The organism is Streptomyces parvulus, assembly GCF_014648855.1.
Lineage (GTDB): Bacteria > Actinomycetota > Actinomycetes > Streptomycetales > Streptomycetaceae > Streptomyces > Streptomyces parvulus.
On sequence record NZ_BMRX01000001.1, the window covers coordinates 461,326 to 482,656 of the forward strand.

The window sequence follows — 21,331 nt, forward strand, 5'->3', positions numbered from 1 at the left end:
CTGCAATCGTCTGGGAAGGTGTACCCCTCCATGCCTCTCGCGCTTCTGGCCCTCGCGATCGGGGCCTTCGGTATCGGAACGACCGAGTTCGTGATCATGGGCTTGCTGCCCGAGGTCGCGAGTGACTACGGGGTCTCCATCCCCACCGCGGGCTTCCTGGTGACGGGATACGCGCTCGGCGTGATGTTCGGCGCCCCGCTGATGACCGTGCTCGGCACCAAAATCCCGCGCAAGCGGATGCTGATGCTGCTGATGGGCCTGTTCATCGTCGGCAACCTGCTCTCCGCCGTCGCCCCCGCCTTCTCCGTCATGCTGATCGGCCGCGTGGTCGCCTCCCTCGCCCACGGCGCCTTCTTCGGCATCGGCTCGGTCGTCGCGGCCGACCTCGTCGCCCCGCACAAGAAGGCCGGCGCCATCGCGATGATGTTCACCGGCCTCACCGTCGCCAACGTCGTCGGCGTCCCGCTGGGCACCCTCATCGGGCAGTCCGCCGGCTGGCGCGTGACCTTCGCCGTCGTCGCCGCGCTCGGCGTCGTGGGTCTGGCCGGCGTCGCCAAGCTGGTCCCCGACGTGCCCAAGCCCGAGGGTGTGCGGCTGCGGCACGAACTCGCCGCGTTCACCAACGTCCAGGTCCTGCTGGCGATGGCCATGACCGTCCTCGGCTTCGGCGGCGTCTTCGCGGCCATCACCTACATCGCGCCGATGATGACCCACGTCGCGGGCTTCGCGGACGGCTCCGTCACCTGGCTCCTGGTCCTCTTCGGCCTCGGCATGGTCGGCGGCAACCTCGTCGGCGGGAAGTTCGCCGACCGCGCCCTGATGCCGATGCTGTACATCTCGCTGGGCGCTCTGGCCGTCGTACTGGCCCTGTTCACCCTCACCGCGCACGACAAGATCGCTTCCGCCGTGACCGTCTTCCTCATCGGCGCCCTGGGCTTCGCCACCGTGCCGCCGCTGCAGAAGCGGGTGCTGGACCACGCGCACGGCGCCCCGACGCTGGCCTCCGCCGTGAACATCGGCGCCTTCAACCTCGGCAACGCGCTGTCCGCCTGGCTCGGCGGCGTCGTCATCGCCGCCGGCCTCGGCTACACCGCTCCGAACTGGGTCGGAGCCGTACTCGCCGCCGCCGCCCTGCTCCTCGCCGTCCTCTCCTCCGCTCTCGAACGGCGGCAGTCCGCCGCCCCGGCCGCGGACGAGGCGGTCCCCGCGGCCGCGGAGCGGGGAGCCGCGGCAGTCCACCACTGACCATCCCGGGCGCGGGTCCGGCACCGTCCTCGCACCCGCGCCCCACCCCGCCCGGCGTCCACCCGAGCACCGCTCCGGCGCCGAGTCGCACCACCACCGCCCCACCGGGCACCGATCAAGGAGAACCCCATGAGCACCACCGCTGTCGCCCCGCTGACCATCCAGGACGCCGAGGCCCTCGTCACCGCCGCCCACCGCGCCGCCGAGGCCGCCGGAGTCACGGTCAGCGTCACCGTCCTGGACGCGGGCGGCCACCTGCTCGCCTTCCGCCGCGACGACCGTGCCGTCCTGATCTCCGGCGAGACCAGCACGCGCAAGGCCTACACCGCGCTCCAGCTGGACGCCCCCACCGCCGACCTCGTCGACGCGGTGCAGCCCGGAGGCCTTTTCCACACCCTCCCGACGGCGCTCGACCGGCCCCTGCTGTTCATCGCGGGAGGCGTGCCCGTGCACCGGGACGGCCGGCTGATCGGCGCGATCGGAGTGGGCGGCGGCGCGCCCGAGCAGGACCACGGCTTCGCCTCGGCCGCCGTCACGGCGCTCTCCTGACGGCCCTCGCCTGACGACAGGCGGTCACGGACGCCCGCCCTCGGCCGTCAACGGCCCCGTACGCACGATGCCGGTCCCCGGGTCTCCGGGAACCGGCATCGTGCGTATGCGCGGTCGGCGCGCCGCGGCTCAGCCCGCCGCCACCGTCACCGGTGCGAACCGGCGGTTCCAGTCCCCGGGCAGGTCGGTGATGCCGTACGTCATGACGGCGTTCGGCGCGATCACCGCGAGACCCCGCTCCTGGACCCAGGCCAGCAACTCCTCGTGCCGTGCGTCGATGTCCGTGCGCAGCGGCCGGTCGGTGCGGGCGGCCAGGGACGCGATCAGCGCCTTGGCGGTCTCGGTGTCCCGGGCGATGAGCGGGCCCACCACGTGGGTGTCCATGTTCGGCCAGGCCGCGGCGTACCCGATGATCCGGCCGCCGCCCTCGGCCACGCGCAGCTGGTCCGCGAAGGCGGGCAGCCTCGTGACGATGTGGGTGCGGTCGGCGCCGAACACCTCCTCGTCCAGCCGGACGATCGCGGTGAGGTCCTCGGCGGTGGCCGCCCGCGTGGCGATGCCGGACCCGGATCCGGCCGGTGCGAAACGGCCGCGGACCATCAGAGCCCGGCCGGTGACCTTGAAGCCCAGCTCCTCGTAGAGCGGCCGGCCGAAGGGGGTCGCGTGCAGGGTCAGCGGGGTGGTGCCCAGCGCGGCGACGACGTGCCGCATCAGCCTGCGTCCGATGCCCCGGCGGGCGTGCCGCTCGGCGACCAGCACCATGCCGATGGCGGCCAGCGAGGGCTGTTCGTGCGGGCCGTACTCGGTGACCGTGCAGGCGGCGACGAGACCGCCGCCCGGGTCGTCGATGCCGTACCCCTTTCCGGCGGTGAGGAGGAACCCCCATTTGTGCTCCTCGCGCGGCCACCCCCGGTCCTCGGACAGGTCGGCGCAGGCGGTGAGATCGCGGAGCGTCAGACGGCGGATCGGTGCGGAGGCGGGCGAAGGTGTCGGCACGCAGGTCAGGCTGTCCGACGGGGGGCGTCCGCGTCCACCCGTTTCCGAGGAACGGGCAGGCTTTTGGCCACGTCCGCGGCGCCGCTCAGCCGAGGTCGGGGGCGTGCAGGGCCCGCACCCCTTCGATGTTGCCGTCCAGGTAATGCCGGAGCGACAGCGGGACCAGGTGGACGGAGGCGATCCCGACCCGGGTGAACGGCACCCGGACGATCTCGTACTCGCCGGCGGGCTCGGCGACCTCGGGGCCGTGCCGCAGGGCGGGGTCCATGGAACCGAGACGGCAGACGAAGAAGTGCTGCACCTTCACACCCGTCGCGCCGCCGTCCTCGCCGATGTGCTCGACGGTGTCCACGAAGCAGGGGACGACATCGGTGATCTTCGCGCCGAGTTCCTCGTACACCTCGCGGTGCAAGGCGTCCACCACGGTGGCGTCCTCGGGTTCGACCCCGCCGCCGGGCGTGACCCAGTAGGGATCGACGCCGGGCTTGGTGCGCTTGATCAGGATCAGGTGCTCGCGGTCCAGGAGAACGGCGCGAGCGGTGCGCTTGACCACGGGTCGGACGGTCATGGGAGAAATGTGGCCCGGTTGGTTCCACGTGAAACATGTCCACGCGCCCGCGGATCGCGCGCCCGGCGGGCTCAGTTCCAGTCGACGGCCGCGCGCAGCAGCCACTCGTGCGCCCGGGCGATGTGCGGCAGCGCCAGTGTGCCGGTCCGCACCACCAGGAAGTACGTCCGCAGCGGCGGTACCGCCGGATCGTGCAGCGCGACCACGTCGCCGCGGGCCAGAGCCGGCGCGCACAGATAGCGGGGCAGTACGGCGAGGCCCGCGCCGGCGACCGCGCAGGCGAGAACGGCGCGCAGGTCGGGCGCGACGACCGTGCCGGGAGCGGCCGGGCGGCCGTCGAAGACGGAGGCCCAGTAGCGGGCCACGAAGGGCAGCGACTCGTGCACCTCGACCACGGGCACGCCCTCCAGCGCGGACGCGTCGGTGCTGCGGGGCTTCTCGGCGCCCGCCCGGCGCGCCCAGTCCGGCGCCGCGACCAGGACATGCTCCTCGTCGCAGAGCGCGGTCGCCGTGAGCAGGGCGCCCCGGGGCCGCGTCGTGGTGATGGCCAGATCATGGTGCCCGGCGGCGAGCCCCTCCAGAGCCGCCTCGGCGTTCCCGAACGAGGCGCGCAGCGCGAAGGCCTGCCCGTCCTCGCCGGTGAGCTCGGTGAGCGCGGGCAGCGCCCGCTCCGCGGTGAACTCCGGCGGCCCGGCCAGGTGCAGGGTGCGCAGGGACGAGTCGTCCTCCAGACCCGTCTCCGCGATCTCCACGAGGGCGTCGAGATGAGGGGCGGCCTTGTGCGCGAGTTCGTCGCCGATGGTCGTCGGGGTCACGCCGCGGGCCTGCCGCAGGAACAGCGGGCGGCCGAGCTGGCGCTCCAACGTGCGGATCTGCGAGGTGACGGCGGGCTGGGAGAGCCCGAGCAGCGCTGCCGCGCGCGTGAAGGAACCGGCCCGGTGCACGGTGACGAAGGTGCGCAGCAAGGCCAGATCCACGTGATGCCCCCTCGTCGGTCCGTCTCCAGCCCCCGGCGCGCCCAACTATAAATATGTCGATAGGTCGCTGTCGCTACTGTGATTGGACACTGACACACAGTCAACTAGCCTTGGTCGCGCGGTTCTTCGCGCGCGGAACCGGAGGACGGTCCGAGCCACGAGGGGGGAGGCTCGGACCGTCCGTCGTACGGCGCGGTCAGTCCGCCGTCTCGTCCAGGGCGCGCAGCAGATCGGCCACCAGGTCCTCGGGGTCCTCCGCGCCGACCGAGAGCCGCACGAAGCCCTCCGGCACCGCGTCGCCGCCCCAGCGTCCGCGCCGCTCGGCCGTGGATCGCACCCCGCCGAAGCTGGTCGCGCCCTCCACGAGCCGCAGGGCGTCGAGGAAGCGGTCCGCACGCGCGCGGTCGGCCAGCGTGAAGGAGACGACGCATCCGTAGCGCAGCATCTGCCGCGAGGCGATCTTGTGCGAGGGGTCGTCGGGCAGCCCCGGGTACCGCAGGCCGGACACCTCGGGGCGGGCCCGGAGGGCTTCGGCGACCTTGAGCGCGGTCGCGTTCTGCCGGTCGACCCGCAGCTGCAGGGTGGCGATCGAACGGTGCGCCAGCCAGGCCTCCATCGGGCCGGGGATCGCGCCGACGATCTTGCGCCAGCGGCGTACGGCGGCCATCGCCTCGGCGTCGCGGCCGGCCACGTACCCCAGGAGGACGTCTCCGTGGCCCGTGAGCTGCTTGGTGCCGCTGGCGACGGAGAAGTCGGCCCCCAGCTCCAGCGGGCGCTGTCCCAGCGGTGTGGCCAGGGTGTTGTCGACGGCGACCAGGGCGCCGCGCGCGTGGGCCGCCTCCGCGAGCCGTCGTACGTCGCACACGTCGAGGCCGGGGTTGGAGGGCGTCTCGATCCACAGCAGCCTCGCCCCGTCCAGGACGTCGAGCTGGGCGTCCCCTCCGGTCGGCGCGGTGCGCACCTCGATGCCGTACGCCTCCAGCTGGGCGCGGACCAGGGGCAGCACCTGGTAGCCGTCCTCGGGCAGGACCGCCACGTCCCCGGCGCGCAGCTGGGAGAAGAGCACCGACGAGATCGCGGCCATGCCGGACGCGAACACCAGGGTCTCGACGCCGTCCCGCCCCGGCGACTCCAGCTCGCCGATGGCCCGCTCCAGGTGCGTCCAGGTCGGGTTCTCGTCGCGGCCGTACGTGTACGGTCCGGTCGGCTCGCCGGGCAGGTGGAAGTGGGCGGCGAACACCGGACCGGGCAGGGTCGGTTCGTGCTTGACGGGCTCGGGCAGCCCGGCCCGCACCGCGCGCGTGCCGTCACCGGTGCGGTGGGGCGCCCCCGGGCCGTGCCCGCCGGGACCGTCGTTCGTAGCGGGGTCACTCATGCCGCCCGTCCTTCCACTTGCTCGCGTACCGCGGCGAGCAGTCCGCCGCTCGCCGCCTCCACCATCTCAAGGCACTCCTCGAAGCCGTCCACGCCCCCGTAGTACGGATCCGGCACGTCCAGGTCCCCGGCGTCGGCGGCGGGGTCGTAGGACCGCAGCAGGCGCACCTTGGCCGCGTCCTCCTCCGTGGGCGCGAGCCGCCGCAGGGCCCGCAGATGGCCGGCGTCGAGGGCGATCACGAGGTCGAGGCGCGAGAACCAGGCCTGCTGGAACTGGCGGGCGGTGTGGCGCAGCTCGTACCCGTGTCCGGCCAGGACGTCCAGGGTGCGCGGGTCGGCGCCCTCGCCCTCGTGCCAGCCACCGGTGCCGGCGCTGTCGGCCACCACCACGTCGACCAGCCCGGCGTCCGCCACGCGCGCGTGGAAGACGGCCTCGGCCATCGGGGAACGGCAGATGTTGCCCGTGCACACGAAGCAGACGCGGTAGGTCATCGCGCCCGGTCCCCGTCGGGCAGGAACGCGTTGAGGGCCCAGGAGACGATCGAGATGATCAGGCCGCCCAGGACGGCGGTCCAGAAGCCCTCGACGTGGAAGCTCACGTCGAGCTTGTCGGCCACCCACGAGGTGAGCAGCAGCATGAGCGCGTTGACCACTAGCGTGAACAGGCCGAGCGTCAGGATGAACAGGGGGAAGGTGAGGACCTGCACGATCGGCTTCACCAGCATGTTCACCAGGCCGAAGACCAGCGCGACCACGATCAGCGTGACGGCCTTCTCACCGGTGCTGCCCCCAGTCAGGGTGATCTTGTCGAGCAGCCACACGGCCACCGCGAGGGCACCCGCGTTGGCGATCGTCTTGACTAGGAAATTCATCATGTGTCTGATCGTGGCAGACGCGATCGGGAACGAACGGCGAGGCAGGGGCGGACGAGGCGATGAAGGCATTCCGGCTGGACGAACTGGAGGCGGAGCGCGCCGCCAACGACGGTGCCTACCTGCAGTTCCTGCGCGAGCGGAACATGTCGGTCGGCCTGTACGCCCTGGACGCGGGGGCGTCCGATCCGCAGAACCCGCACGCGCAGGACGAGGTCTACTTCGTGGTGAGCGGCCGCGCCGCGATCACCGTGGGCATGGAGACCACCCAGGTCGCCCGCGGCAGCGTGGTCTACGTCCCGGCCGGCGTCGCCCACAAGTTCCACCACATCAGCGAGGACCTGCGGGTCCTCGTGGTGTTCTCTCCGCCCGAGAGCTGAGTCCCGGCCCGGGGTTCCCTAGGGGAACGCTCAGGGGGAGACAAGGGGTCCGTGCGTCCTGCCGGGGCCTTCGCGGCCCTAGCATCGGGTGCAGGACATTCAGAGGATTCCCGGCGGAAGACCGCGCCCCCGAAGGGCGCGGTCCCCGAACGGGTCGAAGGGTGAGGACCAGGACGATGCGAGAGATCTTCACGGGACTGCCGTGGTGGGTGAAGTGGATCGCGGTGCCCGTCATCGCCCTGGTCGTGTTCGGCGGACTGATCGCCAGCGTGGTCGGATTCGTGATCGGACTGCTGTTCAAGCTGCTCGTCTTCGTCGCACTCGTCGGCGGGCTGATCTACGTGGTCCGCAAGTTCATGTCGAACTCCTCCTCGCGCGGCGACTGGTGAGGGCCGCGGGACACGGGTGGGGGTAAGCGGGGCCGCGGGTTCCCTCGCGCGGGGGAAGTTTCCCGCAGGGGCCGTCGGCGGGCGGTGACCGGCGATTAGAGTCCGGAACTCCAAGCGGGGGCGACCTCGCGAACGGCGCACACCCCCACCCGTGTTCCCCGCACGGACGGCCTCCTCGCGTTCCCGGGAGTGACCCTTGCCCACGGCTGACACCGCATTCGCACCGCTGCACGCCCTGCCCGTGCAGCCCTGCCCGACGCCCAGGACGCCGCCCTCGCATCCGCCGCCCGCCGCCGACCCGCCCTCGGCGACCCTCATCGGCTCCGTGCAGCGGGCGATGCGGCTCCTGGAGCGCGTCGCGGAACACGAGTACGGAGCCCCCGCCAAGCAGTTGGCCCGCGAGACCCGGCTGGCCCTCCCCACGGCGTACCACCTGCTGCGCACCCTGGTGCACGAGGGCTATCTGCGCCGGGAGAAGGGGCTGTTCTTCCTCGGCGAGGCGGCCGAGCGGCTGAGCAGCAGTGGAGCCGCGCAGAAACGTCGCAGCACGGTGGCCGACGCCCTCGCACGCGTGCGCGACGCGCTCGGCGCCCCCGTGTACTACGCCATGTACCGCGACGGCGAGATCGAGGTCGTGGGCGTCTCCGACACCCCGGGCAACCCGGCGGTCGAGGAGTGGGCGGACTTCCGCGAGACCGGGCACGCCCACGCCGTCGGGCAGTGCCTGCTCTCGCAACTGGACGAGCACGCCCGGCGGGACCACCTCGACCGGTATCCGGTGCAGTCCCTCACGCCGTACACGGTGCGTGATGGCAATGCCCTGCTGAGGCGCCTGGAACGCACCCGCCGGACGGCTCCGGTGACCGAACGGCAGGCCTACGCCCTGGGTACGGTCTGCGCCGCGATCCCGATCAGCGTCGGCACCACGGTGGCCACGATGGCCGTCTCCCTGCCCGTTCACCAGGCCGACCGCCTGCTGATCGCGGCGGAGCGGTTGCAGGACGAGGTGGGGCGTCTCCTGGGGTCACTCGCGCTCTCTATCAGTATCTGAAAACTCACTCCTTGTGATCTGGTGTGTACGTTGAGCAAGATGCCAACCAGTGTCAGAGGTTTGATTCCCGGACAGTCGACGGCGAATGACGGGTGTGCGATGGGCGAGTCCGTACAGGCAGAGGTCATGATGAGCTTTCTCGTGTCCGAGGAGCTGTCCTTCCGCATCCCGGTGGAGCTGCGCTACGCGACCTGTGATCCGTATGCCGTGCGCCTGACCTTCCACCTTCCCGGCGATGCGCCGGTGACCTGGGCCTTCGGGCGGGAGCTGCTGGTCGACGGGGTGGGCCGGCCGTGCGGCGACGGGGACGTGCGCATCGCGCCGGTCGAGCCGGAACCGCTCGCCGAGGTGCTGATCCGCCTCCAGGTCGGCGGCGACCAGGCTCTGTTCCGGTCCTCGGCGGCGCCCCTGGTGGCGTTCCTCGACCGCACCGACAAGCTGGTGCCCCTGGGCCAGGAGGGCGCGCTCGAGGACTTCGACACCCACCTCGACGAGGCGCTGGACCGCATCCTGGCGGAGGAGCAGAGCGCCGGCTGAACCGTTACGGCAGCCCCGCGGGCCGGGCGGGACGCCGGGCGCGGGGACGGGTCAGCGCTTGCGGCGCCGGCCTCGCCCGCCGCGTGCGGGGGCGGCCTCCCCGCCCGGAGCCGTCCCACCCGTTCCGGCGGGTGCCGCGGCCGTCCGGTCGGCCGAGACGACGAGAGCCGCGAGGGCCGTCGTGACCGGCACCGACGCCACCAGGCCGATCGAGCCGACCAGCGTGCGCACGATCTCCTCCGCGACCAGCTCGCTGTTGGCGACCGTCCCCACCCCGCTCTGCGCGATGGAGAACAGCAGGAGCAGCGGCAGCGCGGCGCCCGCGTAGGCGAGGACGAGCGTGTTGACTACCGAGGCGATGTGGTCGCGGCCGATGCGGATGCCCGCGCGGTACAGCCCCCGCCAGCCCATCGTGGGATTCGCCTCGTGGAGTTCCCACACCGCCGAGGTCTGGGTGACCGTCACGTCGTCGAGGACACCGAGCGAACCGATGATGACTCCGGCGAGCAGCAGGCCGCTCATGTCGATCGACGGATACAGCCCGTGGATGAGCCCGGTGTTGTCGTCCGTGTTGCCGGTCAGCGCCGCCCAGCCGATGAACAGTGAGCCGAGGACGCCGATCAGCAGCAGGGAGATCAGCGTGCCCAGCACGGCAACGGACGTGCGCGCCGACAGGCCGTGGCACAGATACAGCGCGATCAGCATGATGGCGCTGGACCCGATCACCGCGACGAGCAGCGGGTTCGACCCCTGCAGGATCGCGGGGAGGATGAAGAAGTTCAGCAGCAGGAAGCTGATGGCCAGCGAGATCAGCGCCATCAGGCCACGCAGCCGTCCGACGACCACCACGGCCACCGCGAAGATGCCGGCCAGCAGGGCCAGGGGGAGCCGGCGGTTGATGTCGGTCACCGAGTACTGGAGGTCCCGCGGAGCGGAGGGCTCGTAGGCGACCACGACCTTCTGGCCCTCGTGCAACTGCCGCGACTGGTCCGGCTGTACGACCTCCTGGAACGTACGGCCCTTGTCCTTGCCGCCGTCGACGCGGATCGTCGCCCGCTTGCAGTCGCCGTTCGCCTGCTGCACGGCGGACGAGCCCTCGGCGGTGGAGGTGTCACCGGTCGGCGTGGAGCCCGAGGCGTTGACGGACTGGCAGCTCAGTTCCTCCACCTTGGTCACGGTGGCCTGCTGGGTCTGCCGGTCGAAGCCGACGCCGGTGCGCTCGTGCGACGGTGCGCCGCCCGGCCACAGGACCGCGAGCCCGACCACGACCGCGGCGGCGAACGGGATCAGGATCGCGGCGATGACCTTCCGCAGATGCCGGGAGACGGGCGCGGCGGGGCCGTGGCTGTGCGAGTGCCCGTGACCGCCACCGCCGTGACCACTACCGCCGCCGTGACCACCACCGCCGTGGTGTCCGCCCCCCGGCCCGCTTCCATGGCCGCCACCGGGTCCGGCGCCGTGGCCGGCCTCGCGGCCGGTGCCCGCGTCGGAGTGCGGCCCGCGGCGGGGGTCGTGCGGTGGGAAGGGGGGATGCTGCGGTGTGGTCACCGACCGATCATCGCAAGAACAAGGGGGGCCCTCTGTTCACCGCGCCCGAATGGGCGCTAGCGTGGAGGCACCTTTGTACACGCGGGAGCTCGGAGCACCGGGCTGAGAGGGCGCTGACCTCCGTCCCAGCGATGTTTCACGGGAAACATCACCGAAGTCGAGTGATGTATCCCACGAAACGTCGGCGGACGGAAAACGCTGCGTCGACCGCCGAACCTGTTACCGGGTAATGCCGGCGTAGGGAGTAGGTCTCATGACCATCAAGGACGCACGCACGCCTGCCTCCACGCAGAACTCCGCCCAGGAGGAGCCCGCGGAGGCCGGGAAGTCCATCGGCTGGCACAAGGCGTACGTCGAGGGCTCGCGCCCCGACCTGCGGGTGCCGGTCCGTCAGGTGCACCTCACCAACGGGCAATCGGTCACCCTGTACGACACGTCCGGCCCGTACACCGATCCGCTCGTCGACACGGACGTCCGCAGGGGACTGGCGCCGCTGCGGGAGAACTGGATCATCACCCGCGGAGACACCGAGGAGTACGCGGGCCGTCCCGTCCGTCCCGAGGACGACGGCATCAAGCACACCTCGCCGCGCGGCGGGCTCCGCAACCTCGACGCCGTCTTCCCCGGACGGCCCCGGCAGCCCCGCCGGGGACGCGGCGGTACCGCAGTCACCCAGCTCGCGTACGCCCGCCGGGGCGAGATCACCCCGGAGATGGAGTACGTGGCCGTCCGGGAGAACGTCTCGCCGGAAGTCGTCCGCGAGGAGATCGCGGCGGGCCGCGCCGTACTGCCGGCCAACGTCAACCACCCCGAGATCGAGCCGATGATCATCGGCAAGCGGTTCCTCGTGAAGGTCAACGCCAACATCGGCAACTCGGCGGTGACGTCCTCCATCGAGGAGGAGGTCGACAAGATGACCTGGGCGACCCGGTGGGGCGCCGACACGGTCATGGACCTCTCCACCGGGCGCAACATCCACACCACCCGCGAGTGGGTGCTGCGCAACTCCCCCGTCCCCATCGGGACCGTGCCGCTCTACCAGGCCCTGGAGAAGGTCGACGGCCGGGCCGAGGAGCTGACCTGGGAGGTCTACAAGGACACCGTGATCGAACAGGCCGAGCAGGGCGTGGACTACATGACCGTCCACGCGGGCGTGCGCCTCGCCTACGTGCCGCTGACCGCCAACCGCAAGACCGGCATCGTCTCGCGCGGCGGCTCGATCATGGCGGCCTGGTGCCTGGCGCACCACCGGGAGTCGTTCCTGTACGAGAACTTCGAGGAACTCTGCGAGATCCTCGCCGCGTACGACGTCACGTACTCCCTCGGCGACGGTCTGCGGCCGGGCTCCATCGCGGACGCCAACGACGAGGCGCAGTTCGCCGAGTTGCGCACGCTCGGGGAACTCAACCGCACCGCCAAGCGTTTGAACGTCCAGACCATGATCGAGGGCCCGGGGCATGTCCCGATGCACAAGATCAAGGAGAACATCGACCTTCAGCAGGAGATCTGCGATGAAGCTCCGTTCTATACGCTCGGCCCGCTGACCACGGACGTCGCGCCGGCGTACGACCACATCACCTCCGGCATCGGTGCCGCGATGATCGCCTGGTGGGGCACGGCGATGCTCTGCTACGTCACGCCCAAGGAGCACCTGGGCCTGCCCAACCGGGACGACGTCAAGACCGGCGTCATCACCTACAAGATCGCCGCCCATGCCGCGGACCTCGCCAAGGGGCACCCGGGTGCGCAGGAGTGGGACGACGCGCTGTCCGACGCCCGGTTCGAGTTCCGGTGGGAGGACCAGTTCAACCTGGCCCTCGACCCGGACACGGCACGGGAGTTCCACGACGAGACCCTGCCGGCCGAGCCCGCCAAGACGGCCCACTTCTGCTCCATGTGCGGGCCGAAGTTCTGCTCGATGAAGATCTCGCACGACATCCGCCGCGAACACGGGGGGAGCGCGGCCGAGATCGAGGAGGGCATGGCCCAGAAGTCCAAGGAGTTCGCGGCCGCCGGCAACCGCGTGTACCTGCCGCTCGCGGACTGACCCGTCGCGCGCCGCCTTGCGGTGGGGAGGGGGCGGACGGCCGGTCCGTCCTCTCCCCGCCGAGGGGCCCGGCTCGGCAGACTGGGGGCATGACAGCCACCTCTCTGAGCAAGGGTGCCAACCTCGCCGTCGACTCCCCCGCCGTGCGGGCCGAACTCGTGTGGACCGCCGGGCCCGGCGTTCCCGACATCGACGTCTCCGCGCTGCTGCTCACCTCGGCCGGGCGGGTGCGGGACGACGGTGACCTGGTCTTCTACAACCAGCCCCGGCACACGTCCGGTGCGGTGGGGCACCTGAGCAAGCGGACGGGCGCGCACCCCGGCGTTACCGTCGACGCGGTGGAGGTCGACCTTCTCTCGGTGGAGCCGGCCGTCGACCGCATCGTGCTGTGCGCCTCGGCGGACGGCGGGACGTTCGGCAACGTGCCGGGGCTGTCGCTGCGCCTGCTGGACGCGGCCTCCGGCACCGAGCTGGCCCGCTTCGACATGACCGCCGGGACGGAGACGGCCCTGGTCGGCGGAGAGCTGTACCGGCGGCAGGGGAAGTGGAAGTTCCGTGCGGTCGGGCAGGGATACGCCACCGGACTCGCGGGGCTCGCCACCGACTTCGGCATCACCGTGGACGACGCTCCCCCGACGCCGACGCCGACGCCGACGCCGACGCCGACGCCGACGCCGACGCCGACGCCGCCCCAGCCCTCCGCGCCGCCGTCGGTGTCCCCGTCACCTACCGCCGGGCGCCCCCGCCTCACCAAGGGTGAGGAACAGCTGCCCGTGGACATGCGCAAACGGCTCTCCCTGCGCAAGGAGCAGGTCGCGGTCAGTCTGCGCAAGCACGGGGCGGCCGGCGTCACCGCGCGCGTCGTCCTCGTACTCGACGCGTCGGGCTCCATGTCGTTCCTGTACTCGAAGGGCGTCGTCGCGGACGTCGTGGAGCGGATGGCGGCCGTCGCCGCGCAACTGGACGACGACGGCGAGATGCAGGCCTGGACCTTCGCCTCGAACCCGGCCCGCCTGCCCGACCTGCGCCTGGGCGACCTGCCCGAGTGGCTGCGGCTGCACGTGCGGGTGGGGGAGATCAGCCTGTTCCGCCGCGGCCGGAAGAAGGGCCTGGACCCTCAGCAGGTCGACATGCGGGCGGTCGGCATCCAGAACGAGGAGCAGAAGGTGATCGCTGAGGTCAGGGCCTTCGTCCGGGAGCACCCGGCACCGGTCCCGACCCTGGTCCTGTTCTTCTCCGACGGCGGTGTCTACCGCGACGCCGAGATCGAGCGGGAGTTGCGGGAGGCGGTGGAGGAGCCGGTCTTCTGGCAGTTCGTGGGGCTCGGGCGGGCGAAGTACGGGGTGCTGGAGCGGTTCGACACCCTGACGGGCCGCCGTGTCGACAACGTCGGTTTCTTCGCCGTGGACGACATCGCCACCGTGCCGGACCCGGAGCTCTACGACCGCCTGCTGTCCGAGTTCCCGTCCTGGATCACAGCCGCCGGCCGGGCGGGCATCCTCTGACGCGCCGCCCGCCCGGACCGGTGGCTATTCGGGCCGGTGTTCCGGACCCCCGAAGTCCGGGCTGCTGTAGTCCGGGCTGGAGTACCTCGGCCGGTGGCCGGTCCCGGCGCCGCCGTCGGGGCTGGTGAAACCGGGCCGGCCGTAGCCGAGGTGCGGCATGCGGCTGCTCGGGGCCGTCGGCCCCGCGCGGTGCAGGGCCGCCCCGCCCGGGTCCACGAGCGCCTCCCGCAGGAAGGGCAGGATGCCCCGTTCGAGCAGGGCGTCGTGCCAGGCGTCCCGGGCCCGCGCCACCTCCTCGTCGAGCAGTCCGTAGGAGCCGGACTCGGCGAAGGGGCGGTTGCGCAGCGCGGTGATCAGCAGTCCGACCCCGGCGACGAGGATCGCCACCGCGGTCAGGGCGCCGAACACCCATCCCGTCGTGAGCATGGTCCGCGCGAAGTCCTGCCCCGGATCCAGCATCTTCAGGATGTAGCCGACGAGCAGGAAGATCGCCGCGGCGGTGCCGGCCAGGACGGGTGCCAGGACGGCGACGACGGCGACGGCCCCCGCACCGGTCGCCTCGGCCACCTCCCCCATGGTGGCGGCCAGTCCCACCGCGCCCCTGCCCTGCTCCTCGGAGCCGGACTCGCGCGTGGCGGGCGACGCGGGGGACGACGCGGGATGGCGCAGCTCCTCGCGGACCTTCACGTAGTGCTGGTACTCGGTGGTGGCCGCGGCCGTTATCAGCGCGGTCGCGTTGAGTGCCATGGTGCGCAGTTGTTCGGAGTTGAGCCGCTGTCCGACAGCGGCCAGTTCCGGGCGGTGTGGTGCGGAGCGCAGCGCCTCGTCGAGGATCCGCTCGTACTCTTGGCGGTCCTCGTTCGACAGATGCTGCGGAACGCTGTTCATGTGCATCCCCCGATGCTCCGTAGGGCTTGGGGCTCGCATGCCAACGAGCCGTCGGGCAGAAACGGAGGGGAGCCTGCTACGGATAAGCCGATGGTAGAGCGGTGACCGTGCAGGGTGACAGGGGGTTTCCGGAAATTGGGTGCCGCACCGCACGGGTCGCCCCGCCGGAGCACCCGCCGGGTGAACGGTCAGACGTCCAGCGGAAGTTGCTGGACCAGCAGCTTTCCGGCCATGGTCACACCGCCGTCCATGGCGATGGCCAGCCCGTCCGCGTAGACGTGGGGTCCCTCGACGGCCGTACGGGTGTCGTCCTCGCCGTCCTCGGAGCCGACCTCGCCCAGCAGATACGGGATGGGGCTGTGGCCGTGAACGATCCGGGTGCCGCCGTACGTATCCAGCAGTGAGCGCACGGCCTCGGCGCCGCCCTCGTCGCGGAAGGAGAAGCGCTTGGTGAACTTGCGGAACAGGTCCCAGACCTCCTCCGCGTCGTTGCGGGTGATCGTCTCGCGGACCGTGTCGTTGACCTCTTCGATGGAGCGGCCGTAGTCCAGGTAGGTGGTGGTGTCGGAGTGGACGAGGAGGTGGTCGTCGACCTCTTCGAGGGCGTCGAGCCGGGCCATCCACTGCAGGTGGTGGTCCTGGAGGCGGTCCATGTCGGTCTTCTGGCCGCCGTTCAGCAGCCAGGCCGCCTGGAAGGTCGCGGTGCCGGCGCCGGAGTTGACGGGCGTGTCGCCGAACCGCTTGGCGCCGAGCAGCAGCAGCTCGTGGTTGCCCATCAGCGCCTTGCAGTAGCCGCCGGCCGCCGCGGCCTCGGCGGACAGCCGCATCACCAGGTCGATGACGCCGATGCCGTCCGGGCCGCGGTCGGTGAAGTCGCCGAGGAACCACAGGCGTGAGGTGCCCGCGCACCACTGGCCGTCGGCGTCGACGAGGTTCTTCTCGCGCAGTGCGGCCAGCAGCTCGTCGAGGTAGCCGTGCACGTCGCCGACGACGAACAGGGGGCCCTGGCCGGTGACGGCCTGCCCCACCTGGAGCGGTTCGGGGTCGACCGGCACCTGGACCGTGTCACCGCGCCGGATGACGGGCAGGTCGCGCTGGGTGGGCGTGTACCCCTCGGGGTAGGGCTCCTCGAAGCCCTCCTCGGAGCGCGGCGCGGGCTCGCCGGCCTGCGTGCCGGGGCCGGCGTACGGAGCGGTCTCGTGGACGTACGCGGGCACCCGGAAGTCGCGCACCGTCGCGGTCCGCTCCACCTCGGGTCCCTGACCGGCCCCCTGAGTCATCGACCCCTCCACCATCGCGCCGCATCTGCACCGCTTCGGACTGCCTGGTCGCAGCGGCCCGCGGTGTGTGGGCCCATCATAGGAATGCGGATCGCGCTGTGTGATGACCCAGGGGTGGTGAATCAGAACAGGACTCCGGTTCACCGCGGCTTTCGCCCCGATTGGTCCCGGCTTCGCCCGTCCGTCGACGCCCTCCGAGGGTGGTGCGAATGCGCCGGGTGTGGCGTTCGCCGCGTTCCGTGCGCCCCGTTGGCCGCATCCTCGCGCCCCCGGTGCGCCCTCACCGTGCCCCGGTTCGGACCGGCGCGCGCCCCACCGGCCGGGCCGTGCGTCGGCCCGACGCACGGGTTCCGCCCCGCGACGGCACCCGGCCCGCCTGCCCCGCACGCATCCCGGGCTCCCGGCGAGCGTCCAGTCCGCGCTGCTAGTCGCTCTCCGGCGACCGGGGCGGGCTGACCGTCGTGCGGGGCGGCCGACGCTGCGAAGACGTGCGCACGATCAGTTCCGTCGGTATCACCTGCTCGACCGGCTGGTCCGAGTGCAGCCCCTCGATCGCGTCGATCAGCACCTGGATCACGGCCGTGCCGATGCGCCGGGGCTTGAGCGAGAGGGTGGTGATGGGCGGCTCGGTACTCGCGTACACGGTGGACTCGCTGCAGCAGACCAGCAGCAGGTCCTCGGGGACGCGCAGTCCGTAGCGGCGGGCGGCGGCGAGCAGGTCGGTGCCGTTCGGGTCGAAGAGGCCGTAGACGGCGTCCGGCCGGTCGGGGCGGGCCAGCAGCCGGTCCGCGGCGACCGCGCCGGCGCACGGGTCGTGGGCGGGGTAGGCCTCGTAGACGGGGTCCTGTCCGACGCGCTCGCACCAGCGCAGGTAGGCGGTGGTGGACAGATGCGTGTACGTGTCCGTCGTGGTGCCCGTGAGCAGGCCGATCCGGCGGGCGCCGGCGTCGGCGAGGTGGTCGAGGATGCCGAGGACGGCCGCCTCGTGGTCGTTGTCGACCCACGCCGTGACGGGGAGCGTGCCGGCCGGGCGGCCGTCGGAGACCACGGGTAAGCCCTGGCGGACCAGTTCGCTGACGACCGGGTCGTGGTCCGAGGGGTCGATGACGACGGTGCCGTCGAGCGCGACGTTGGACCACACGTCGTGGCGGGAGGTCGCCGGCAGGATCACGAGCGCGTAGCCGCGGGCGAGCGCGGCCGAGGTGGCGGCGCGCGCCATCTCCGCGAAGTACGCGAACTCGGTGAAGGTGAAAGGTTCATCCCCGTACGTCGTCACGGTCAGGCCGATGAGTCCGGACTTGCCCGTGCGGAGCGTGCGGGCGGCGGCCGAGGGCCGGTAGCCCAGCCGGTCGGCGACCTCGCGGACGTGGCGGCGCGTGGCGTCCGGGAGTCTGCCCTTGCCGTTGAGTGCGTCGGAGACGGTAGTGATGGATACTCCGGCGGCGGCGGCCACGTCCCTGATGCCCGCCCGGCCCGGCCGGCTGCCTCGGCGTGAGGTTTCCGCGCGGCTCACCTGGTGCTTCCCTGCTGCTGTCATGGCGAGCCGATAGTAGGGCTCATGGGGTGGGGTAGGGCGGACGCATATGCACGCGTTGACAGTCACGTTTCTGCAAGATCATTAACGTGGAACGGCCATGGAAAGCAAGCTAGTTGGGCCCCACCATCCCAGTACCTGGTGTGCCGACGAGTGAGGGCCTGCCATGGGGCGGATGTTGCGAAGAGGTCTCAACTCACCTGCACGGGGGATGCGCGCCACGGCGCGAGCCACCGGCGCGTAGATATATGTGCAGCGCGCCCCCCGATACGTGCGCCTTCGTGCCCTGATGCCCCTGTTGCCAGTGTGACGGAGGAGGTCCGGCCTCCCCTATACGCAGTGGCGGCGAATCCTCATAAGGTGAGAAGTATTCGATGCCGGTGGTGGTCACGAGGAGGACTGCGGTGAGCGAGACGAGCCCCAAGCTGCGCGCCGAGCTGGAGGGAATTCCCACCTACAAGCCGGGCAAGCCCGCCGCGGCCGACGGCCCGGTGGCCTACAAGCTGTCCTCCAACGAGAACCCCTATCCGCCCCTGCCGGGTGTCATGGAGACGGTGACGGCCGCCGCCGCCTCCTTCAACCGGTACCCGGACATGGCCTGTACGTCCCTGATGAACGAGTTGTCGGACCGCTTCGGTGTGCCGCTGGCCCACCTGGCCACCGGCACCGGGTCGGTCGGTGTGGCCCAGCAGCTGATCCAGGCGACCTCGGGCCCGGGCGACGAGGTGATCTACGCCTGGCGCTCCTTCGAGGCGTATCCGATCATCACCCAGATCAGCGGCGCGACGTCCGTGAAGGTGCCGCTGACCCCGGGTGACGTGCACGACCTGGACGCGATGGCGGACGCGATCACGGACCGGACCCGCCTGATCTTCGTCTGCAACCCCAACAACCCGACCGGCACGGTGGTGCGACGGGCGGAGCTGGAGCGCTTCCTCGACCGGGTGCCGAGCGATGTGCTCGTGGTCCTGGACGAGGCCTACCGCGAGTTCATCCGCGATCCCGAGGTGCCGGACGGCGTCGAGATCTACCGCACGCGGCCCAACGTCTGCGTCCTGCGCACCTTCTCCAAGGCGTACGGCCTCGCGGGACTGCGGGTCGGGTTCGCGATCGCCCACGAGCCGGTGGCGGCCGCGCTGCGCAAGACGGCGGTGCCGTTCGGGGTCAGTCAGATCGCTCAGGAGGCGGCGATCGCCTCGCTGCGGGCCGAGGACGAGCTGATCGGCCGGGTCGGTTCGCTGGTGTGCGAGCGCACGCGCGTGGTCGACGCGCTGCGCGCACAGGGCTGGACGGTGCCGGAGACCCAGGCCAACTTCGTGTGGCTGCGGCTGGGGGAGAGCACGGTCGCCTTCGCCGAGGCCTGCGAGCAGGCCGGCGCGGTCGTCCGACCGTTCCCGGGCGAGGGTGTGCGGGTCACGGTCGGGGAGAGCGAGGCGAACGACATCTTCCTGAAGGTGTCGGAAGCGTTCCGCAAGGAGCTGTAGGTCAGGCGTCGACGCGCTCGACGCGTACGGGGTCGCCGTCGCGGACCGTCGCCAGCAGGCGAGGGTCCCCGTCGAGGCGGCCCATGACATTGCACGGACTCGCGAGGCGGCACTCGTCGCCCCGCGAGATCGGTGTCGGTCCGTAGGGGAGCGCCAGGGCATCCCCGTCGGTCCAGAAGGCGACCGTGCCCGGCTCGACGACCTGCCGGGCGTCCGTTTCACGTGAAACCGACATACCTGTGTCGAAGTACACCTCCTCGCCCCAGGTGTGGGCGGAGGCGGTGAGAGGCAGCGCCTTGAGCAGCGCCTGCGTGGTCGGGGTGTCGTCGAGGGTCGCGGTGAGGTGTCCCGCGGGCCATGAGATCCGTATCTGCATGCCGCGGATTCAACAATATGTTGAAGTTCCTGCCAAGGGGTTGACGTCACAGGGGACCCCCCTTCCATCGCCGAAAAGCGGTAGGTCATAATTGCTTGTGAATGTGAACGCGTTCACAAGCGCGTCCTGATTGCGCCCGCAATGGGTGTGACATACAGGCGCAAAACGCCGCCGAGCACGGCGATGTGGCGAGGTAAGGAGAGTGACGACGTGGACATGGCTCTGGCGCCGGAGACCCTGGCGCGGTGGCAGTTCGGCATCACGACCGTCTACCACTTCCTGTTCGTCCCGCTGACGATCTCACTGGCCGCCCTCACGGCCGGGCTGCAGACCGCCTGGGTCCGCACGGAGAAGGAGAAGTACCTCAGGGCGACAAAGTTCTGGGGCAAGCTGTTCCTGATCAACATCGCCATGGGTGTCGTCACCGGCATCGTGCAGGAGTTCCAGTTCGGCATGAACTGGTCCGACTACTCGCGCTTCGTCGGCGACGTCTTCGGCGCCCCGCTCGCCTTCGAGGCGCTGATCGCCTTCTTCTTCGAGTCCACCTTCATCGGACTGTGGATCTTCGGCTGGGACAAGCTGCCCAAGAAGATCCACCTGGCGTGCATCTGGATGGTCTCGATCGGCACCCTGCTGTCGGCGTACTTCATCCTGGCGGCCAACTCCTGGATGCAGCACCCGGTCGGCTACCGGATCAACGAGGAGAAGGGCCGCGCCGAGCTCACCGACTTCTGGCAGGTCCTCACCCAGAACACCACGCTCAACCAGGTCTTCCACAGCTTCTCGGCGGCCTTCCTGACGGGCGGCGCCTTCATGGTCGGCATCGCCGCCTTCCACCTGATGCGCAAGAAGCACATCCCGGTGATGCGGACCTCGCTGCGCCTCGGCCTGGTCACCCTCGCCGTCGGCGGTCTACTCACCGCGGTCAGCGGCGACACGCTGGGCAAGGTCATGTACGAGCAGCAGCCGATGAAGATGGCCGCCGCCGAGGCCCTGTGGGACGGCGAGAAGCCGGCGCCCTTCTCGGTGTTCGCCTACGGGGACGTCGACAAGGGACACAACGAGGTGGCCCTGGAGATCCCCGGGCTGCTGTCCTTCCTGGCGCACAGCGACTTCGAGTCCTACGTGCCCGGCATCAACGACACCAACAAGGCCCTCCAGGAGAAGTACGGCCCGGGTGACTACAAGCCCATCGTCCCCGTCGCCTACTGGGGCTTCCGGTGGATGATCGGCTTCGGCATGGCCTCCTTCTCCCTCGGCCTGCTGGGCCTGTGGCTGACCCGTAAGAGGTTCCTGCTGCCGGCCTCGCTGCGCACCGGCGAGGACGAAGTGCCCCGACTGGTGCTGCTGAGGAAGCCGCTGGGGGCGAGGCTCACCCGCATGTACTGGCTGCTGGCGGTCTGGACGATGGCCTTCCCGCTGATCTCCAACTCGTGGGGCTGGATCTTCACCGAGATGGGCCGCCAGCCGTGGGTCGTCTACGGCGTGATGCAGACCCGGGACGCGGTCTCCCCCGGTGTCTCGACGGCCGAGGTCATCATCTCGATGACCGTCTTCACCCTGCTCTACGCCGTCCTGGCCGTGATCGAGGTCAAGCTGCTGGTGAAGTACGTCAAGGCCGGCCCGCCCGAGCTGTCCGAGGCCGACCTCAACCCGCCCAAGAAGATCGGCGGCGACCTCCGTGACGCCGACAAGCCGATGGCCTTCTCGTACTAGGCCGAGGGAGCTGCA

At 71.0% G+C, this 21,331-nt stretch carries 21 protein-coding genes; 10 read left to right on the top strand and 11 right to left on the bottom strand.

Translation table 11 applies throughout. The annotated features are described in order from the left end of the window. The first annotated feature begins 30 nt into the window (after positions 1-30). Together IE108_RS02170 and IE108_RS02175 are read left to right on the top strand one after the other, a co-directional pair. Positions 31-1,245, top strand: a complete 1,215-nt coding sequence (locus tag IE108_RS02170) for an MFS transporter (RefSeq protein ID WP_064728785.1) — start codon at positions 31-33, stop codon at positions 1,243-1,245. 129 nt (positions 1,246-1,374) lie between these two features. Beyond that, the gene (locus IE108_RS02175) at positions 1,375-1,794 is read left to right on the top strand and encodes a GlcG/HbpS family heme-binding protein (RefSeq protein WP_064728784.1); all 420 of its coding nucleotides are present in this window, start codon (positions 1,375-1,377) and stop codon (positions 1,792-1,794) included. A 129-nt stretch (positions 1,795-1,923) separates the two neighbouring features. Here IE108_RS02175 and IE108_RS02180 read toward each other — a convergent pair whose 3' ends face one another. The 6 genes from IE108_RS02180 to IE108_RS02205 all read right to left on the bottom strand — a co-directional run bounded on the left by IE108_RS02180 (position 1,924) and on the right by IE108_RS02205 (position 6,584). Beyond that, positions 1,924-2,790, bottom strand: a complete 867-nt coding sequence (locus IE108_RS02180) for a GNAT family N-acetyltransferase (protein ID WP_064728783.1) — start codon at positions 2,788-2,790, stop codon at positions 1,924-1,926. Positions 2,791-2,875: 85 nt separating this feature from the next. Then, positions 2,876-3,358 (bottom strand): NUDIX domain-containing protein, encoded by a 483-nt coding sequence (locus IE108_RS02185; protein ID WP_064728782.1) that lies wholly within the window; start codon positions 3,356-3,358, stop codon positions 2,876-2,878. Positions 3,359-3,429: 71 nt separating this feature from the next. Then, on the bottom strand, positions 3,430-4,335 hold the full coding sequence (locus IE108_RS02190) for a LysR family transcriptional regulator (protein WP_064728781.1): 906 nt from the start codon (positions 4,333-4,335) through the stop codon (positions 3,430-3,432). A gap of 196 nt (positions 4,336-4,531) precedes the next feature. Beyond that, entirely contained in the window at positions 4,532-5,710 is a 1,179-nt protein-coding gene (locus tag IE108_RS02195) for a cystathionine gamma-lyase (RefSeq protein ID WP_064728780.1), read from the bottom strand. Continuing rightward, complete coding sequence (locus IE108_RS02200; RefSeq protein WP_064728779.1) at positions 5,707-6,201, bottom strand: low molecular weight protein-tyrosine-phosphatase; 495 nt, start codon at positions 6,199-6,201, stop codon at positions 5,707-5,709. Before IE108_RS02200 ends, IE108_RS02195 begins: the two co-directional genes overlap by 4 nt. Further along, positions 6,198-6,584, bottom strand: a complete 387-nt coding sequence (locus IE108_RS02205) for a phage holin family protein (protein WP_064728778.1) — start codon at positions 6,582-6,584, stop codon at positions 6,198-6,200. The genes IE108_RS02200 and IE108_RS02205 overlap by 4 nt, the downstream gene beginning before the upstream one ends. A 59-nt stretch (positions 6,585-6,643) precedes the next feature. Here IE108_RS02205 and IE108_RS02210 point away from each other — a divergent pair, with 59 nt between their 5' ends. The 4 genes from IE108_RS02210 (at position 6,644) to IE108_RS02225 (ending at position 8,938) form a co-directional block, all read left to right on the top strand. Then, positions 6,644-6,961, top strand: a complete 318-nt coding sequence (locus IE108_RS02210) for a cupin domain-containing protein (protein WP_064728777.1) — start codon at positions 6,644-6,646, stop codon at positions 6,959-6,961. Positions 6,962-7,137: 176 nt separating this feature from the next. Beyond that, the gene (locus tag IE108_RS02215; RefSeq protein WP_064728776.1) at positions 7,138-7,350 is read left to right on the top strand and encodes a DUF5326 family protein; all 213 of its coding nucleotides are present in this window, start codon (positions 7,138-7,140) and stop codon (positions 7,348-7,350) included. A 325-nt stretch (positions 7,351-7,675) separates the two neighbouring features. Then, positions 7,676-8,401, top strand: coding sequence for an IclR family transcriptional regulator (locus IE108_RS02220; RefSeq protein ID WP_064731853.1), 726 nt, complete (start codon positions 7,676-7,678; stop codon positions 8,399-8,401). A gap of 99 nt (positions 8,402-8,500) precedes the next feature. Further along, entirely contained in the window at positions 8,501-8,938 is a 438-nt protein-coding gene (locus IE108_RS02225; protein WP_064728775.1) for an SsgA family sporulation/cell division regulator, read from the top strand. Positions 8,939-8,989: 51 nt separating this feature from the next. Here the strand turns inward: IE108_RS02225 and IE108_RS02230 are convergent, their stop codons facing one another. After that, complete coding sequence (locus IE108_RS02230; protein WP_064728774.1) at positions 8,990-10,486, bottom strand: YibE/F family protein; 1,497 nt, start codon at positions 10,484-10,486, stop codon at positions 8,990-8,992. Positions 10,487-10,739: 253 nt separating this feature from the next. Here IE108_RS02230 and thiC point away from each other — a divergent pair, with 253 nt between their 5' ends. Together thiC and IE108_RS02240 are read left to right on the top strand one after the other, a co-directional pair. Further along, the gene (gene thiC / locus IE108_RS02235; RefSeq protein WP_064728773.1) at positions 10,740-12,533 is read left to right on the top strand and encodes a phosphomethylpyrimidine synthase ThiC; all 1,794 of its coding nucleotides are present in this window, start codon (positions 10,740-10,742) and stop codon (positions 12,531-12,533) included. Between the two features lie 89 nt (positions 12,534-12,622). Next, positions 12,623-14,038 (top strand): VWA domain-containing protein, encoded by a 1,416-nt coding sequence (locus tag IE108_RS02240; protein ID WP_189397561.1) that lies wholly within the window; start codon positions 12,623-12,625, stop codon positions 14,036-14,038. 24 nt (positions 14,039-14,062) lie between these two features. On the opposite strand, the gene IE108_RS02245 is transcribed toward IE108_RS02240, so the two are convergent. From IE108_RS02245 to IE108_RS02255, 3 genes are all read right to left on the bottom strand, one after another. Further along, positions 14,063-14,932, bottom strand: a complete 870-nt coding sequence (locus IE108_RS02245) for a hypothetical protein (RefSeq protein ID WP_064728771.1) — start codon at positions 14,930-14,932, stop codon at positions 14,063-14,065. Positions 14,933-15,114: 182 nt separating this feature from the next. Then, on the bottom strand, positions 15,115-16,221 hold the full coding sequence (locus IE108_RS02250) for a metallophosphoesterase (RefSeq protein ID WP_107420221.1): 1,107 nt from the start codon (positions 16,219-16,221) through the stop codon (positions 15,115-15,117). Positions 16,222-16,630: 409 nt separating this feature from the next. Beyond that, positions 16,631-17,743: a LacI family DNA-binding transcriptional regulator gene (locus IE108_RS02255; protein ID WP_079163576.1), complete on the bottom strand. Its 1,113-nt coding sequence runs from the start codon at positions 17,741-17,743 to the stop codon at positions 16,631-16,633. Between the two features lie 401 nt (positions 17,744-18,144). On the opposite strand from IE108_RS02255, the gene hisC reads away from it, so the two are divergent. Beyond that, positions 18,145-19,224: a histidinol-phosphate transaminase gene (gene hisC / locus IE108_RS02260; RefSeq protein WP_064728768.1), complete on the top strand. Its 1,080-nt coding sequence runs from the start codon at positions 18,145-18,147 to the stop codon at positions 19,222-19,224. 1 nt (position 19,225) lies between these two features. Here hisC and IE108_RS02265 read toward each other — a convergent pair whose 3' ends face one another. Further along, positions 19,226-19,600, bottom strand: a complete 375-nt coding sequence (locus IE108_RS02265) for a cyclophilin-like fold protein (protein ID WP_064728767.1) — start codon at positions 19,598-19,600, stop codon at positions 19,226-19,228. A 210-nt stretch (positions 19,601-19,810) separates the two neighbouring features. Between IE108_RS02265 and IE108_RS02270 the strand changes: the two genes are divergently transcribed. Continuing rightward, the gene (locus tag IE108_RS02270; RefSeq protein ID WP_064728766.1) at positions 19,811-21,316 is read left to right on the top strand and encodes a cytochrome ubiquinol oxidase subunit I; all 1,506 of its coding nucleotides are present in this window, start codon (positions 19,811-19,813) and stop codon (positions 21,314-21,316) included. Positions 21,317-21,331 lie beyond the last annotated feature (15 nt).